The organism is Luteipulveratus flavus, from assembly GCF_029439465.1.
GTDB lineage: Bacteria > Actinomycetota > Actinomycetes > Actinomycetales > Dermatophilaceae > Luteipulveratus > Luteipulveratus flavus.
On the sequence record NZ_JAROAV010000021.1, the window covers coordinates 1 to 15565 of the forward strand.

At 70.2% G+C, this 15565-nt stretch carries 15 protein-coding genes and 1 pseudogene; 10 read left to right on the plus strand and 6 right to left on the minus strand.

What is annotated here, in order from left to right; genetic code table 11:
* Positions 1-434 precede the first annotated feature (434 nt).
* Together prfB and P4R38_RS05435 are read left to right on the plus strand one after the other, a co-directional pair.
* Entirely contained in the window at positions 435-1553 is a 1119-nt protein-coding gene (gene prfB / locus P4R38_RS05430; RefSeq protein WP_277191351.1) for a peptide chain release factor 2, read from the plus strand.
* Positions 1554-1678: 125 nt separating this feature from the next.
* Complete coding sequence (locus P4R38_RS05435; protein WP_277191352.1) at positions 1679-2767, plus strand: hypothetical protein; 1089 nt, start codon at positions 1679-1681, stop codon at positions 2765-2767.
* Between the two features lie 73 nt (positions 2768-2840).
* On the opposite strand, the gene P4R38_RS05440 is transcribed toward P4R38_RS05435, so the two are convergent.
* The gene (locus tag P4R38_RS05440) at positions 2841-3302 is read right to left on the minus strand and encodes a hypothetical protein (RefSeq protein WP_277191353.1); all 462 of its coding nucleotides are present in this window, start codon (positions 3300-3302) and stop codon (positions 2841-2843) included.
* Positions 3303-3506: 204 nt separating this feature from the next.
* Positions 3507-4154, minus strand: a complete 648-nt coding sequence (locus tag P4R38_RS05445; RefSeq protein WP_277191354.1) for a maleylpyruvate isomerase family mycothiol-dependent enzyme — start codon at positions 4152-4154, stop codon at positions 3507-3509.
* 75 nt (positions 4155-4229) lie between these two features.
* Here P4R38_RS05445 and P4R38_RS05450 point away from each other — a divergent pair, with 75 nt between their 5' ends.
* The 5 genes from P4R38_RS05450 (at position 4230) to P4R38_RS05470 (ending at position 9257) form a co-directional block, all read left to right on the plus strand.
* Entirely contained in the window at positions 4230-4673 is a 444-nt protein-coding gene (locus tag P4R38_RS05450; RefSeq protein ID WP_277191355.1) for a MarR family winged helix-turn-helix transcriptional regulator, read from the plus strand.
* Positions 4674-4793: 120 nt separating this feature from the next.
* Positions 4794-5513, plus strand: coding sequence for a cell division ATP-binding protein FtsE (gene ftsE, locus P4R38_RS05455; RefSeq protein ID WP_277191356.1), 720 nt, complete (start codon positions 4794-4796; stop codon positions 5511-5513).
* Positions 5513-6433: a permease-like cell division protein FtsX gene (ftsX, locus tag P4R38_RS05460; protein WP_277191357.1), complete on the plus strand. Its 921-nt coding sequence runs from the start codon at positions 5513-5515 to the stop codon at positions 6431-6433. The genes ftsE and ftsX overlap by 1 nt, the downstream gene beginning before the upstream one ends.
* A gap of 11 nt (positions 6434-6444) precedes the next feature.
* Positions 6445-7722, plus strand: coding sequence for a M23 family metallopeptidase (locus P4R38_RS05465; protein WP_277191358.1), 1278 nt, complete (start codon positions 6445-6447; stop codon positions 7720-7722).
* 185 nt (positions 7723-7907) lie between these two features.
* Entirely contained in the window at positions 7908-9257 is a 1350-nt protein-coding gene (locus P4R38_RS05470) for a DUF2079 domain-containing protein (protein WP_277191359.1), read from the plus strand.
* Here the strand turns inward: P4R38_RS05470 and P4R38_RS05475 are convergent.
* The 3 genes and pseudogenes from P4R38_RS05475 to P4R38_RS05485 form a co-directional block, all read right to left on the minus strand.
* Positions 9254-9927, minus strand: a pseudogene (locus tag P4R38_RS05475) (helix-turn-helix domain-containing protein). The gene P4R38_RS05470 and the pseudogene P4R38_RS05475 overlap by 4 nt on opposite strands.
* Complete coding sequence (locus P4R38_RS05480; protein ID WP_277191360.1) at positions 9924-11255, minus strand: DHA2 family efflux MFS transporter permease subunit; 1332 nt, start codon at positions 11253-11255, stop codon at positions 9924-9926. The pseudogene P4R38_RS05475 and the gene P4R38_RS05480 overlap by 4 nt, the downstream one beginning before the upstream one ends.
* A 74-nt stretch (positions 11256-11329) precedes the next feature.
* Complete coding sequence (locus P4R38_RS05485) at positions 11330-11947, minus strand: NADPH-dependent FMN reductase (protein WP_277191361.1); 618 nt, start codon at positions 11945-11947, stop codon at positions 11330-11332.
* 67 nt (positions 11948-12014) lie between these two features.
* Between P4R38_RS05485 and P4R38_RS05490 the strand changes: the two genes are divergently transcribed.
* From P4R38_RS05490 to P4R38_RS05500, 3 genes are all read left to right on the plus strand, one after another.
* On the plus strand, positions 12015-12623 hold the full coding sequence (locus P4R38_RS05490) for a TetR/AcrR family transcriptional regulator (protein WP_277191362.1): 609 nt from the start codon (positions 12015-12017) through the stop codon (positions 12621-12623).
* Positions 12624-12766: 143 nt separating this feature from the next.
* Positions 12767-13237, plus strand: coding sequence for an SsrA-binding protein SmpB (smpB, locus tag P4R38_RS05495; protein WP_275240689.1), 471 nt, complete (start codon positions 12767-12769; stop codon positions 13235-13237).
* A gap of 28 nt (positions 13238-13265) precedes the next feature.
* Positions 13266-15164: a DUF2207 domain-containing protein gene (locus P4R38_RS05500; protein WP_277191363.1), complete on the plus strand. Its 1899-nt coding sequence runs from the start codon at positions 13266-13268 to the stop codon at positions 15162-15164.
* An 87-nt stretch (positions 15165-15251) separates the two neighbouring features.
* Here P4R38_RS05500 and P4R38_RS05505 read toward each other — a convergent pair whose 3' ends face one another.
* Positions 15252-15545, minus strand: a complete 294-nt coding sequence (locus P4R38_RS05505; RefSeq protein WP_277191364.1) for a biotin/lipoyl-containing protein — start codon at positions 15543-15545, stop codon at positions 15252-15254.
* Positions 15546-15565: the final 20 nt, after the last annotated feature.

The following is a 15565-nucleotide window of genomic DNA, read 5'->3' on the forward strand; positions in this document are numbered from 1 at the left end:
GATCGAGGGCACCGGTGCGGTCGACGGCTCCACTGCCGTCGTCCGGCTCCGGGACAACGTCCGTCCGCCGCTGCTCGGAGGTCTCCTGTCCTTCATGGACCCCGACATCTCGATCACCGTCGAGTCCCGCGCCCGCGCCGACGTCGGCACGCCCTAGCTGCGCCGACACGACTACGTGAGCCGTCCGCGGTCGGTGGAGGACGCCGTCGCGTCGGTGTCCTCGAGCGGCCGGATCCAGCGGCTGATACTGACCGTGCAGGGCACGCTCGACACCCTCGTGCCGCCTGCGACGGACGCGGACGTGGACGACCGCCTCGTCGACCAGGCGGGCGCCGGCGACCTGCCCGGCCGGCGGCGACCTCGTCAACAGCTGCGAGCTGTAGCCGTCGTCCGCGTTCGGGACCAGGCGCGCCGACCGCGTAGGCTGACTCCTCGTGGCTGTCGACTTCCCCGCTGATATCAAGGCCCTGCGCACGACGATGGACTCCGTGCGCGAGGTCACCGACCTGGACTCCCTGCGTGTCCAGATCACCGACCTGGAGTCTCAGTCCGCCGCACCCGACCTGTGGGACGACGTCGAGAAGGCCCAGCAGGTCACCTCCACGCTGTCGCGCGCGAAGGCCGAGCTGGACCGCGTCGAGACCATGGACAGCCGCATCGACGACCTGGAGACCCTCGTCGAGATGGGCACCGAGGAGAACGACGCCGAGACCCTGCAGGAGGCCGAGCGCGAGCTGACCTCGGTCCAGAAGGCGGTCGGCGAGCTCGAGGTCCGCACCCTGCTCAACGGCGAGTACGACCAGCGCGAGGCCGTCGTGACCATCCGCGCCGGCGCCGGCGGTGTCGACGCCGCGGACTTCGCCGAGATGCTCATGCGCATGTACCTGCGCTGGGCCGAGCGCCACGGGTACCCCACCAAGGTCATGGACACCTCGTACGCGGAGGAGGCCGGCCTCAAGAGCGCGACGTTCGAGGTCAACGTGCCGTACGCGTACGGCAACCTCGGCGTCGAGGCCGGCACCCACCGGCTGGTCCGGATCAGCCCGTTCGACAACCAGGGCCGCCGGCAGACCTCGTTCGCCGCGGTCGAGGTCGTCCCCCTGATCGAGACCACCGACGCGATCGAGATCCCCGAGAACGAGCTCAAGATCGACGTCTTCCGCTCCTCCGGCCCAGGTGGCCAGTCGGTCAACACGACCGACTCCGCCGTGCGCATGACGCACATCCCGACCGGCACGGTCGTCTCGATGCAGAACGAGAAGTCCCAGATCCAGAACCGCGCCGCCGCGCTGCGCGTCATGCAGTCCCGCCTGCTGCTGCTGAAGAAGCAGGAGGAGGACGCCAAGAAGAAGGAGCTGGCCGGCGACGTCAAGGCCAGCTGGGGCGACCAGATGCGCTCCTACGTGCTGCACCCGTACCAGATGGTGAAGGACCTGCGCACCGAGCACGAGGTCGGCAAGACCGACGCGGTCTTCGACGGCGACATCGACGACTTCATGGAGGCCGGCATCCGCTGGAAGCGCTCCCAGGACCGCGACAACGCGTCGGACTGATACCTCCGACCAAGGCGGAGACGTCTGGACGCAGAACCCGACGAGGTCCGACTGGTTCGAGCGCGCACGTCGCTCCACCATGGTCTGTACGCGACGGGGGTCGCGATCAGATCACAGGGGGAATCATGTCGAGAGCGAGAACTCGTACGACACTGGCCGCCGCAGCGGCCGCACTCGTCTGCACCGCAGGCGTTTTCGCCGCCACCGCAGCCGATGCCGCGGGAACGGCAACGGGGACGAGCATCGTGCCGCCGCCCGGCGCACCGACGGCGTACGGCTACACCGCGCTGATCCGCCACGGCTCGGCGGCGGACGACCACCAGGGCCAGCTCGTCCTGCGTGCGCCCGACGGTCGGTTCAGCACGATCGGCGCGGTGCCCGACTTCGTAGGCGTCGAGGACGTCAGCACCAACGCGCGCACCGTCGTGATCGCCGACAACAGTGGCGCTCCGGGGAGTCTCGCCCTGAGCATCTGGGACACCGAGAGCAGGAAGCCGACGACCCTGAAGGTCGCGAGCGGAGCCCAGGCCCGGCTCGTCAAGGACGGCATCGTCGTGTCCCGCTACGGGAAGTCGGCCCAGCTGTACTCGCGGGCCGGAACCCTCTTGCGGACGTACACCGCGACGACGGGTTCGACCCTGTCCGCCTCCGCCGACGGCACCCGCATCATGGGAGAGGACTCCTCGCGCCGCGTCGTCGTCCTCGACGTGGCCACCGGAGCGATGCTCCGCGCCGTGCCCGTGCCGAGCGGGATGGCGGGGTGTCAGCCGTCGTACCACTTCGACAGCAGCTCGTTCACCATGGACTGCTACAAGCGGGTCGACGTGGCGCCACAAACCGTCAGTGCGTACCGCACCGGCTACACCGCAGCCGTCGCCACCACCCGGCTGATGTCGTTCGACGGCGGGGGCAACGTGCGCAAGGTGGACGGCGGGATGCTGATCTTCGACAAGGGCGCCGGCTCGCCGTGCCCGGAGCCCTACGTGCTCGACATCGCCGGGGTGGGTCTGCCGCTGAAGTTCGGTGACTACTCGTGGGCGACGGCCGGCGCGTACGGACGAGTGGTCGACCTCGGCTCGTTCAGCGGCTGCGGTGACGTGACCGGCGCGCTCGTGCGGCGGGACATCGCCAGCGGCGCCGAGACTCGGATCGCCGGTCGCGGCACGGCGATCGGCGGGTTCGTGACGGCCGCGAAGACGGTCGACGGCACCTGAGTCGAGGGCGACGTCGCCCTCGAGGGGCCGGACCACCGCTTCGTCCGGGTGGCCGGCCCCTCGAGGACGTGCGTCAGGTGGCGGCCACGACCTCGACGGGCACACCAGGCGCCTGGTTCAGCACGTTGCCGACGACCCGAGCCGTGTAGCGGCCCTGCGGCAGTCCGGGAGGTGCCCCATCGGCTTCGCAGCGTGGGGACCCCGCGGGGGTCGTGTCCTGCGTGCAGTGCGTGTAGGTCGTCAGGGCGGTGACCGGCATCCGCGTCTGGCCGGGCGCTATCCGCAACGGGCCGGACCCGCACTCGGCGGTGAAGGCCGGGGTGTTGTCGATGCCACGGCGCACGAGCTGGACGGCGTACTTCGGCGTGCAGCGTCCACCCGCCCCGGCACCCGACCACAGCTCGACCGCGCGGCCCGTCGGGTTGTCGATGACGATCGCAGCATTCACCGTGGCGCCGGCGCTGACCCTCGTCCGCGGCAGCTCGAGACGAACGCGAAGTCCTTCCGGGGTGCTCCCGGAGGGAGTCGTGATCATCGACGAGGATTCGATCGGCGTCGGCGGCGCCGTCACCGGGCCGCCGGGATCACCGCTGCGAACCTCACCACAGCCGGCCATCACTCCCACTGCCACCGCCAGCGCGGCCACCCCTGTCGCTCTCATGTCTCGAAGACGCCGCAGTGTGCTGTGACGTTGGTCACGATCGGGTACCGCTCTGGGCGCTCGCCGACGAGCGGGCCACTAGGCCGACAGCCGCTCCGCCAGCACCGGGACGCCCGGGCCGTCCAGCCGCGGGAGAGCAGCCGAGCACCGCCCGGTCGCGAGCAGCAGCAGCGCGGCGGTGCTCCTGCTCACGACCGGGCCCGACCCCCGGGTCCAGGGCGCGTCGGTGGACCGCAGCGTCACTGCCCCCAACCGGCGACGGGCGTGGAACGGCCAGCCCATCGACCACACGCGCCGCAGGGCGATCTCGGCCGCCCGGGTCGGCATCGGGTGCTCCCGGCCGAGCGGAACGACCATGTCCTGGGCGTGCACCAGGATGTCCAGCAGCGGCTCCACCGGCGTCACCATGGGTGCCGTACGCCGCGACCCGACCATGCGCCGCAGGGAAGCGGCGAGATCGGGCGCCGGCGCGCGGTGCCGTACGGCGGTGTCGTGGACCATCCGGTCGAAGCTGCCGCGAGCCCGTACGAGGTCACGCACGGCGGTCATCGGCGGCGTGTGCGCCAGGGTCAGGTGGGCGGCGACGTCGCGCACGGTCCACCCCGCGCACAGCGACGCCATGGCGAGCTCGTCGGAGGAGAAGTCGTCGATCAGGTCGGCCACCGCGCTGCGCTCGCGGTCGATCGTCTGCCACACCGCCGACAGCTGCGGCCCTTCAAGATGCATCTCGGCTCCTCGAATCAAGTACGATGCTCGAACCATTCTCGTTCGAGAATCGAACCATCGTCAAGAGGAGGCGTGATGGCCGACCCCGATGTCTCGCCGAACCTCGGGCTGCTCGCGTTCCTGGTCGCTCGGGACATGGAGACCCGGGTGATGGAGGGGCTCGCCAGCGCCGGGTACGACGACATCACGCTCGCGCAGAGCCGGGCCTTCCAGCGGGTCGGCCCCGACGGGACGCGTGTCACCGACCTCGCCGAGCAAGCGCGCATCACCAAGCAGACGGCGGTCTTCCTGGTCAACCAGCTGGAGCGTGCGGGTTACGTCGAGCGTGTCGTCGACCCCACGGACGCCCGCGCCCGGCTGGTGCGGCTCGCCGTACGCGGCCGTGCGCTGGTCGAGGTGGCCAGGCGGCTCGAGGCCGAGGTCGAGCAGCGCTGGGCCGACCACCTGGGCGCTCGCGACACCGCGAGCCTGCGGCGGATCCTCACCTCGTTGCGCGAGATCACCGACCCGTACGCCTGAGCGCGGCCGGGCCCTGGAAGCGTCGGCGTGGCATCCCCCGCGGGGAGTCGTGGACGCCTACCGTGAGGCACGCCGTTACCGCAGCCGTGCTGCACCGAAGGACGAGGTTGCTGTCCCCCGATGATCCGTCTCGACGCCGTCACCATGCGCTACGACGAGCAGGGCGCCCCAGCCCTCGATGACGTGACCCTGCAGGTCGAGCGCGGTGAGTTCGGGTTCGTCGTCGGCGCGTCCGGGTCCGGCAAGTCCACCCTGATGCGGCTGGTCATTCACGAGAAGGTCGCCACTTCCGGCTCGGTGCTGGTCGCCGGGCAGGACCTGCGGGCGCTGCCCGAGCGGAAGGTCCCGGCGCTGCGGCGCGGCATCGGGGTGGTGTTCCAGGACTTCCGGCTGCTGGAGAACAAGACCGTCCACCAGAACGTCGCGTTCGTGCTGCAGGTCCTGGGCAAGCGCCGCCACCACATCAAGCAGATGGTCCCCGAGACGCTCGACCTGGTCGGGCTGGACGGCAAGGGCGACCGGATGCCGCACGAGCTCTCCGGCGGTGAGCAGCAGCGCGTCGCGATCGCCCGCGCGGTCGTGAAGAAGCCGGCGATCCTGCTGGCGGACGAGCCGACCGGCAACCTCGACCCGGAGACCAGCGCCGAGATCGTCCGGCTGCTGGAGCGGATCAACAAGACCGGCACGACGGTCCTCGTCGCGACCCACGACCACAGCATCGTGGACCGGCTGCAGCGCCGCGTCATCGAGCTGGAGAACGGCAAGCTCGTCCGCGACGAGGCCGTCGGCGGCTATGGCGCCCGTACGAGCCGTGTCACCACGACCGGAGGCGTCGACTGATGCGCCTGCAGTTCATGCTCAGCGAGATCGTGCACGGTCTGCGACGCAACGTCGCGATGGTCGTCTCGGTCGTCCTGGTGTCGATGGTCTCGCTGTTCTTCCTCGGCTCCGGCCTGCTTGCGCACCGACAGGTCGACACCGCCAAGGGCTACTGGTACGACAAGGTCCAGGTCTCGATCTTCCTGTGCACCGCCCAGTCGACCGACGCGCCGTCCTGCGCCGACGGTGCCGTCTCGGCCGGTCAGCGCGACCAGATCCGCAGCGACCTGGCGAGCCTGGAGCCGCTGGTCGACCGGATCTACTACGAGTCCTCCGACCAGGCGTACACCCGCTTCCAGGACCAGTTCCGCAACAGCCCCTACCTCGGCAGCGTCGACCGCGCGGCCATGCCGGAGTCGTTCCGGGTCAAGCTGTCCGACCCCACCCGGTTCGGGGAGATCGTCTCGGCCTTCGACGGCGCACCCGGCGTGGAGGCCGTCAGCGACCAGCGCAAGGTGCTGGACACCTTCTTCAACCTGCTCAACGTCCTGTCGATCGGCTCGGTCGCGCTGGCGGTCGTGATGCTCGTCTGCTCGATCCTGCTGATCACCACCACCATCCGGCAGGTCGCGTTCAGCCGCCGGAGGCAGGTCGGGATCATGCGCCTGGTCGGCGCGTCCGCCACCGTCATCCACCTGCCGTTCGTGGTCGAGACGGTCATCGCCACGATGATCGGCGCGGTCCTGGCCATCGGGCTGCTGTGGGCGATGGTCCACTACGGGGTCTCCGGCCTGCTGGAGAACGGCTCGGGCGGCGGTGGCCTCATCAGCCTGGTCGGCGAGGCGGACGTCTGGGCGATCGCCCCCTGGCTTCTCGTCGGCGCGTTCGTGCTGGCGGTCGTCACCTCCTTCGTCACCCTCCGTCGGTACCTGCGGGTCTAGGGCGGCACGCGATGAGCACCACGGTCCGGTCCACACCCGCGCGGGTACGTCGCGTGGTCGCCGTGGTGCTCGCCGTCGGGATCCTGCTCGGCCTGTGCGGGTCGGCGGTCGCCGACGACCCGGGGGACCGCAAGAAGAAGGTCGACAGCCAGATCAGCTCCTCCCAGCGCGACCTCGACGCGGTGTCGGCGGATCTGACCACGGCGCTGGCCACCCTGAACTCGACCAACCGCAAGGTCGGCGTCGCCCGCACGGCCCTGACCACGGCGGAGTCGGACCTGCGAGCCGCCAACCGCTACAACGTCGCGATCGGTGGCAAGCTCCGGGTCGCCCAGGCCGACGAGGCGAAGAACACCAGGGCTCTCGGTGCGAACACCCGCGCCCAGGGCCGTACGAAGGCGCTCGTCGGCGGCCTCGCGCGACAGACGTACATGCAGGGCGGCATGGGCGGGCTGGAGCTGACCCTGCAGGTGCTCTCCTCCGATCAGGGCGACGTCACCGACGACCTCTCGCTGGCCGACATCGTGCTGCGGCGGCAGAGCGGGGTCCTGCACCGGTTGTCCGGCGAGCAGGCGGTGGGCAGGGCGACCGGCAACCGGCTGGCCGCCGTCCGCCGCAGCATCATCACGCTGAAGGGGCAGGCGGCCGCGGGCGTGACGCGAGCGACGACGGCCCGCAACAAGGCCGCGAACGCCAAGCGCGCCCTCGAGGGGTTGCAGCGCGCCCAGACCGCAGCCGCCGGCAACCTCAAGAAGAAGAAGGACAAGGAGCTCGCCGACCTGCGCTGGCTGAAGGGGGAGTCCAGCCGGCTGCAGAAGCTCCTCGACGCCCGGGCCGCCGCGCGGGCCAAGAGCTCGCGCGCGGCGGCGCCCGCCCGGCCGGGCAGCGACGGCCACTTCCTCCAGGGCCCCCGACCGCGCAGCCAGATCCTGTCGCCGTTCGGCTACCGGCTGCACCCGATCCTGCGGGTCTGGATGCTGCACGCGGGAGTCGACTTCGGCTTCGGCTGCGGAGCCCCGGTGTACGCCGCCGCAGCAGGCGACGTCGTCGAGGCGGGCTACAACGGCGTGGCCGGCAACAACATCGTCATCGACCACGGTCGCGTCGGCAGCGTGAACGTCGCCTCCCAGTACGAGCACCTCAGCGCGTTCGCGGTCCGCGGCGGTCACGTCGCCAAGGGCCAGCTCATCGGGCGCGTCGGCGCGACCGGACGCGCCACCGGTTGCCACCTGCACTTCGCGGTGCTCTCCAACGGCCGGTACGTCGATCCGGCGCGCTGGATCGGCTGAGCCCGAGCCTGCGGCGCAGCGGTATCGTCCTGTGCTGACCTTCGGGCGAGAGCACGCTGTCGTATGAGGTGAGTGTGGCCAGCAATGTGACAGCCGGGGTGTCCCGCCCCGGCCCGGTTCCCGCGCGTCCGGAGTGGTCTGACGGGCGGCGCGCCCGGTGGCTCACCGTCGCCGGCGTGTGGTGCGTGGCCTTCGCGCTGTACGCCGTGCTCGCCCTCTCGCGGTGGAACGCCGGGCTGGTGACCAGCTTCGACCTCGGCATCTTCAGTCAGAGCGCCGACTCCTACGCCTCCGGCCGGCTGCCCGTGTCGCACATCCGCGAGCTGTCGCTGCTGGGCGACCACTTCAGCCCGATCATGTCGGTCTTCGGCGTCGTGTGGCTGGTGTGGAGCGACCCGAGGGCCCTGCTCCTCGCGCAGGCCGCCCTGCTGGCGCTCGCGGTCGCGGGCGTCGCGGCCCTGGCCCTGCGATGGCTCCGACCGGTGCAGGCGGTCGCGGTCGTCGTCGCGCTGCTGCTCAGCCGCGGACTCCTGGCCGCCGTGCTCTTCGACGTCCACGAGGTCGCCTTCGCCGCTCCGCTGCTGGTCGTGCTGTGCTGGGCCGTCGCGACCGAGCGCTTCCGGATCGGGCTGCTGGCGGCCGCCGTCCTGCTGCTGGTGAAGGAGGACCTCGGCCTGACCGTCGGCGCGGCCGGGGTCGCATGGTGGCTGTTCCACAGCCGGCCCTCCGTGCGCCGGGCGGCGACGTTCGTCCTGCTCGGGATCGTCGGCATGGTGGTCGCCATGGCCACGGTGGCGCACTTCAGCCCGACCGGTGCGAGCGGCTATCTGGGGTACTTCAGCCTCGGGAGCACGCACGCTCCGGCGGTGCTGGCCGACGACTCCGGGCAGTGGTTCGAGCGCCTCGCCCCGCTGGTCCTGTTCGCCTCCAGCGCGATGATCGTCGGTCTGCGCTCGCCGCTGGCGGTGATCGCCGCGCCGACGCTGGCCTGGAGGGTGCTCTCCTCCAACCCGTCCTACTGGCACATCGACTTCCACTACGACGTCGTCCCCACGGTGGTGGCCGCGTGCGCCGCGGTCGAGGGTCTGCGCCGCTGCCGGTGGACGCCGCGCGTCCAGTGGCTGCTGATCGCCAGTGCTGCGCTCTCCGTGGTCCTCGGCGCGACGCAGGTCGCCCATCGCGCCTCCGCCGACGTCGTCCCCGGTCCCCGCGTGCACCAGGTCGACGCCGTCGCCGCCCACCTCGCGGGCGGCACCCGCGTGGCCGCGCTCAACAACGTCGGCCCGTACCTGGTCGCTCGGCACGACGTCTACAACCTGTCGACGACGTCGCGCGCCCCGGTGGACTACGCCGCCTTCGTGGACCGACCCGAGTGGGACTTCCTCTACTCGATGTGCGACCGACGGGCTCTGCTCGCCCTGGCCGGCTCCCGGGGGTGGGACGTCCAGCGTTCCGGGGACGTGGTGCTCGTCCGGTTCCCGAGGCGGATGCCGGTGCCGGTGCTGTGCGGCGACCGGCCCACCGGAGCGGGCTAGGTGTATGAGGCCGTGACGTTGGTGGCGGTGGCTGGCGCGAGCGTTGCGGGTGGTTTCCCGTCCGCTGTGCCGTGAGGTCGGTGGTAGTTGTAGCGCATGTTCCATACCGCGACGGCGGCTGATCGCTCGGCCTCACTGGACCAGGTGTGGGCATACAGCGGCTCTGGCTTGGTCGGAGTCTCGGCCGTGGGCACGCCAGCCTCCACCGTCGGGTATGCGCCCCATCTTCTTCATGTCGACGTGCGCCATATGTCCCGGTCGTCTGGCGACGATGACGCGCGGGGCGCGTTGGTGTCACCGTCAGGATCGATGAATTTGCGCCGGTTCAGCCCGAGCTGCACCAAGAGCCGGGTGACGGTTCGTCGAGTGATCGCGGTGCCAGTCTCATTGAGTTCGAACGCGATCCGGGACGCCGACCACTTGTACTCCCGGCGCATCAGCTCGATCTGCGACACGACGTCTGGCCGGGTCGCTGTCGGCTGATGGTGCGGTGTTGACGATCGGTCCTGTAAGCCGACCTCGCCGTGGTGCCGCCACCGGTTGACCCATGTCGACGCGCACGCCCGAGAGATTCCCATTTCGGTTGCGATATGGGCGATGGGCGCGTCCTGCAGCGCTCGATCAGGCGGCGACGGCCTTCGACGGTCAAGGGCGCGTTGCGGTGGGTCATGAGTTGTTTTCCTGCTGACTTGTCCGGTAGATGAGTGTCGCTCCGAGGAGTGCGCCGACCGCGCAGATGGTGAGTGCGGTGAAGGCGGCGCGGAAGGCGTCGGTGGTGTCCGGGAGTCGGGACGCGATCAGGACGGCGCCGATCGCCCCGCCCAGGGAGCCGGCGACGCGTTGGATGATGTTGACCTGGGTGATGGCATCGGGCAGCTGTGCCGCGGTGACTGCCTTGTATGCCGCGACGTTCGCCGGTGTGGCGATCATGGCGACGGCGGCTCCGTAGGCGATCAGCAGCGGCTGGATGATCCAGCTCGAGGTGTGCACCGGCAGGACCGCGAAAGGGGCAGTGGCCGCTATCGCGAGGGTGGCGCCGATGAGCGAGATCCTGGCCGGGCCGTACCGGTCCACCCATCTGCCGGTGAGTGGGGCGAACACGACGGTCGCGCTGGCCACGCCGAACAGGCTGAGCCCGGCGTGGATGGTGTCCTGGTCCCGGCCGATTTGGAAGTACAGGGTTTGCACGATGCCGCTGCCGAACACCAGCGCACCGGCGAAGGCCGCGGCGATCGCTCCGGCGCGGTAGGCGACGTTGCGGTAGAGGCCCATGTCCAGAAGCGGGTTGGTGGTGCGGGCGGCGTGTGCGACAAACCCGACCAGAGCCAGGGCTCCGGCCGCGGCGACTGCGGCCGTGCTGGAGCTGATCGATTGCGAGTTGCCCCATTGCGTCACGGCGAACACGACCAGCGGGATCCCGATGGTGATGAGGGCCAGGCCAGATCTGTCGATGCTGGTGGTCGTCGCGGGTGTTCCCCGCGGGATGAAGCGGCGTCCCAGGAGGAGTCCGGCGGCGCCGATGGGGATGTTGATCGCGAACAGCCATGGCCATGGCAACGCGTGCAGCAGAAGTCCCCCGAGAAGCGGACCGACGGCTGGTGCGGCGCTGACGGCAATGCCGAGCGTGCCCATCACGCGGCCGAGCCGGTCGGGTCCGACTTCCTGGCCCAGCAGGGTCTGCCCGGCCGGTATGAGTACGCCGCCCGCGAGGCCCTGCAGAACTCGCGCGGCGATCAGCAGGCCGATGTTCGGCGCGAGAGCGCACAACGCAGATGCCACGGTGAAGGTTGCCAGCGCGGTGAGCCAGACCCGGCCGGTGCCGAACCGGCGACTGAGCCAACCGGCCAACGGGAGGGACAGTCCCAACGCCAGAAGGTAAGCACTGGCGACCCACTGCGTCACCCCGAGAGTTGCGTGCAACTCGCGACTGATCGTGTCCAGGCCGATGTTCACCAACGACGCGTCCAAGCCGCTGGCGAAGGCACCGAAGACGACCACCCAACACATTCGCCACGTCGCGCGATCTATCGGCGCTGAAGCGCTCGTTGCCTCGCGTTGGTCTTGCATGTGACTCATCGGCCTGCTCGCTCCCGCAGCAGGCGCAGGGCCAGGGCCCAGTCGGCAAGCTCGTCCAGCATTCGGCGCATGACCTCGTCGTGGTGGTCGGCAGGAGCGAAGGTGCCCGGTTGGGTCATGTCGGGGATGTCGAAGTCGGTGAACAAGCCAAGCGCAACCTGTGACCGGACCGTGGCGACCTGGACTTCCGCCAACGACAGCCGCAGGTGTTCGACGGCGCGTGTGCCGCCGTTGAGTCCGTAGCTGACGAAGCCAGCCGCCTTGTTGTTCCACTCGGCGAACAGGAAGTCGATCGCGTTCTTCAACGCTGCCGGCATCGAGTGGTTGTACTCAGGAGCAACGAAGACGAACCCGTCGAACTGGTCGATAGTGGCCGCCCACGTCTTGGTGTGCGAGTTGCGGTAGTCGCCGATGGCCGCTGGCATCGGCTCGTCCAACAGCGGCAGGCCGAACCGGGCAAGGTCGACCACTTCGAGGGTGGCCCGCTCGCCCAGGTGGGTCGTAGCGGCTTCCCGGAGCCACTCGGCGACTTGAGGTCCTCTGCGCCCCGGTCGGGTGCTGCCCACCACGACGGCGAGCCGAACGGGCTGATCTGACGTCGATAGGTTGTCCATGCCAGGCAACGTACAACGATCGTTGCATTAATTGCAATGAGCGTTGTACTTCGGCACACTGCAGAGCATGCCTACGGCAAGAGCGGACAAGCAACGTGACCTACTGGATGGGGCGCTGCGCGTCTTTGCCCGCGATGGCTACAGTCGCGCCAGCATCGACGCCATAGCCGAGGCCGCTGGTGTCTCGACGCGCACCATCTACAACCACTACGGCGACAAAGCCGGACTGTTCAAAGCAGTCATCCTCGACAGCGCAACCCGCGTCGCAGACCACGAGATCGCTTTGGCCGACCGACTCCTGGCGCACATCGTCGACCTCCAGACGGACCTGGTCGCATTCGGACTCGCGTGGTCCGCCCACGACCCGGCAACGGCCGACCACTTCGCGCTCGTCCGGCAGATCCAAGCCGACTCAGCCCACATCGACGGCGAGATCCTTGGCGCCTGGCAAGAGGCTGGCCCAGTTCGCGTCCGGGGCGCCGTAGCCGCCCATCTCAAAGCACACGCAGCAGCGGGCCTGCTGCACATCAACGACGAGAACATCGCCGCGCTCCAACTCATCCAACTCACCGCAGGCAGCGTCATGGCTGCTCCCGGCGCCCGCCCGGAACGGATCATCCGCGCCGGCGTCGACACTTTCCTCGCCGCATATCAGCCCTCGACCAGTTACTCATAGGGCTGCTGAGTCAACCCACCACGACTGCGCGACGAATCGCGTTGCAGAGGTGACCCCACCGGCAGGTACGGTGGGTCGCCGCGCAGGAGCCGTCGTACCGAACCCGTCGGGCGAGCCGAGCAGAGCAGGAAGGAGGCGCGGACATGCCGAAGGAGAAGGGCAACAAGGTCGTCGCCTCCAACCGCAAGGCCCGGCACGACTACCTCATCGAGGACACCGTCGAGGCCGGTCTGGTCCTGATGGGCACCGAGGTGAAGTCGCTGCGGATGGGCCGTGCGTCGCTGGTCGACGGGTTCGCCACCGAGTACCGCGGCGAGCTGTGGCTCGAGGGCGTCTACATCCCCGAGTACCTCCAGGGCACCTGGACCAACCACTCCGCCCGGCGTCGCCGCAAGCTGCTGATGCACCGGCACGAGATGGACAAGCTGATCCGCAAGAGCCAGGAGTCCGGCCACACGCTCGTGCCGCTGTCGCTGTACTTCAAGGACGGCCGGGTCAAGGTCGAGATCGCCCTGGCCAAGGGCAAGAAGCAGTACGACAAGCGCCAGTCGCTGCGCGAGCGGCAGGACCGCCGCGAGGCCGACCGCGCCATGTCGGTCCGCCGCCGCGGCTGACCCGCCCGCGCATGGGAGAGTGACGCCCATGCGTCGGACGTGGGCCGTGGTCGCGGCCGTCCTCGGGGTGCTGGCCCTGCTCGTCATCGGTCCTGCCGGCTCGGCGAGCGCTGCCGAGGGTGAGCGCATCCGCTCCTTCGAGGCGGACTACGACGTCCGCCCGGACGGCTCGGTCCGGGTCACCGAGCACCTGACCTGGCAGTTCGCCGGCGACCGGTCGCACGGCATCAAGCGCAACATCATCACCTCCCAGGGCTACGAGCCCGACCCGTCCCGGTACCGCGCGTACCCGATCGGCGAGGTCACCGCGTCCAGCCCGTCCGGCGCGCCCGCCGACGTCGACCTGCAGCAGCTCGGCGCCAACACCGTGATCCGCATCGGCGACCCGGACGAGACCGTCAGTGGTACGCAGCGGTACGACGTGTCGTACACGCTGGGCCACGTCGTGAACGACCAGCCCGACCACGTCGAGCTGTACTGGAACGTCACGGGTGCGCAGACGTCCATCCCGACCGACGCGGTGAAGGTGACCGTCCGCGGCCCGGGCGCGGTCAGCAGGACGGCCTGCTACTACGGGCTGACGCAGGAGTCCAAGCAGTGCGGGTCCACGCCCGGGCGGACGGCGACGTACACCGCGTCCGGGCTGCAGGGCTTCGAGCAGATGACCGTCGTGGCCGCCTTCCCGAAGGCCGGGTTCACCGGCACCGCACCGGACCTGCGTGAGGGCAACCCCGACTCCTACGACCGGAACGACCGTGGTGGGCTGGGGGACAACCTGACCCCGGACCAGCGCCGGGCGGTGCAGGGTGTCTCGCTCGGCGCCGGCGTGCTGCTGCCGGTGCTCGCTGCCTCGGGCATGGGCCTGCTGGTGTGGAAGCGCGGCCGGGACGAGCGCTACGCCGCGGCCGTCCCCGGGCTGACGCCGCTTCCCGGTCAGGACGACCGGGTGGTCCGCGGGAGAGGTCCGGCGCCGGCCGTCCAGTTCCAGCCGCCGCAAGGGGTACGGCCCGGCCTGATGGGCACGGTCATCGACGAGGACGCGGGCACCGTCGACGTCAGCGCCACGGTGGTCGACCTGGCGGTCCGCGGTTACCTGCGGATGGCGGAGGTCGAGTCCAGCGGCCTGTTCAAGAGCAACGACTGGGAGCTGACCCGGACCCGCGCCGAGGGCGAGCAACCTCTGCTGGACTACGAGCAGATCGTCCTGGACGGCCTGTTCGAGAGCGGCGACGTGGTCCGGCTGTCCGCCCTGAAGAACCACTTCGCACCGACGCTGCAGCAGGCGAAGTCGTACATGTACCTCGAGACGATCCGCCGGGGCTGGTTCCGGCGGTCGCCCGAGACGGCACGCAGCCGGTGGAAGGCCGTCGGCTTCCTGCTGATCGGCGCCGCTGTGCTCGGCTTCTTCGTGCTCCCCGCGATCATGCGCGCCGCGATCGGCATTCCGATCGGGCTCGCGCTCGCCGGGGCCGTCGTGATCTGGCTGGGTCGCCACATGGCCGCCAAGACCGCGGACGGGTCGGCCGTCGCGGCGCAGTCGCTCGGGTTCCGCCAGTATCTCGAGACCGCCGAGGCGAACCAGATCCGGTTCGAGGAGGCCGAGCAGATCTTCAGCCGCTACCTGCCGTACGCCGTCGTGTTCGGCATCGCCGACCGCTGGGCGGCCGTCTTCGGCCAGGTTGCCGAGGCCGCGCAGGCCGCGGGCCGGCCGCTGGTCATGCCGCTGTGGTATGTCCCGCTCGGCTCGGGCTTCCCCAGCTTCGGTGGCATCGCCGAGGGCGTCGACGCGTTCGGGACGGTGGCGTCCGGCACGTTCGTCAGCACGCCGGGCTCCTCCGGTGGGAGCGGCTTCGGTGGTGGCGGCTTCTCCGGTGGCGGCGGGTTCAGCGGCGGTGGCGGCGGAGGCGGCGGCTCCAGCTCCTGGTGATGCTCACCGGTGCGGCGCGGCTGCGCGGTGGTGGTCAGGAGGTGAGCCATACCTCACGTCCTGACCACCGGTGGTCAGGAGGACGGGTCAGGCCGGCGCGATGAGAGCGATCAGGTCGCCGCCCTGGACGTGCGCATGGTCGGCGAACGCGAGCTGCTGCACCCGGCCGGCCGCCGGCGCGGCGATCGCGGCCTCCATCTTCATCGCCTCGATGGACGCGATCGGCTGACCCCGCAGGACGGAATCGCCCTCACGCACCAGGACCGTTGCCACACCGGCGAACGGCGCCGCCACCCGTTCGGCGCGCACGGCCTCGCCCGGTGCCGGAGCGACCGGCACGTCGGCGGCGCCGTCCTCGGTGGCCGAGCGGCTGCGGATCATGGACGGACTCCCGGTGACTC

What these genes read in the sequence shown, in the direction of transcription:
- P4R38_RS05435 (WP_277191352.1), top strand. Translation starts at nt 1,679, where the DNA reads ATGTCGAGAGCGAGAACTCGTACGACACTGGCCGCCGCAGCGGCCGCA.
- P4R38_RS05440 (WP_277191353.1), bottom strand. Translation starts at nt 3,302, where the DNA reads ATGATCACGACTCCCTCCGGGAGCACCCCGGAAGGACTTCGCGTTCGT.
- P4R38_RS05445 (WP_277191354.1), bottom strand. Translation starts at nt 4,154, where the DNA reads ATGCATCTTGAAGGGCCGCAGCTGTCGGCGGTGTGGCAGACGATCGAC.
- P4R38_RS05450 (WP_277191355.1), top strand. Translation starts at nt 4,230, where the DNA reads ATGGCCGACCCCGATGTCTCGCCGAACCTCGGGCTGCTCGCGTTCCTG.
- ftsE (WP_277191356.1), top strand. Translation starts at nt 4,794, where the DNA reads ATGATCCGTCTCGACGCCGTCACCATGCGCTACGACGAGCAGGGCGCC.
- ftsX (WP_277191357.1), top strand. Translation starts at nt 5,513, where the DNA reads ATGCGCCTGCAGTTCATGCTCAGCGAGATCGTGCACGGTCTGCGACGC.
- P4R38_RS05465 (WP_277191358.1), top strand. Translation starts at nt 6,445, where the DNA reads ATGAGCACCACGGTCCGGTCCACACCCGCGCGGGTACGTCGCGTGGTC.
- P4R38_RS05485 (WP_277191361.1), bottom strand. Translation starts at nt 11,947, where the DNA reads ATGGACAACCTATCGACGTCAGATCAGCCCGTTCGGCTCGCCGTCGTG.
- P4R38_RS05490 (WP_277191362.1), top strand. Translation starts at nt 12,015, where the DNA reads ATGCCTACGGCAAGAGCGGACAAGCAACGTGACCTACTGGATGGGGCG.
- smpB (WP_275240689.1), top strand. Translation starts at nt 12,767, where the DNA reads ATGCCGAAGGAGAAGGGCAACAAGGTCGTCGCCTCCAACCGCAAGGCC.
- P4R38_RS05500 (WP_277191363.1), top strand. Translation starts at nt 13,266, where the DNA reads ATGCGTCGGACGTGGGCCGTGGTCGCGGCCGTCCTCGGGGTGCTGGCC.
- P4R38_RS05505 (WP_277191364.1), bottom strand. Translation starts at nt 15,545, where the DNA reads ATGATCCGCAGCCGCTCGGCCACCGAGGACGGCGCCGCCGACGTGCCG.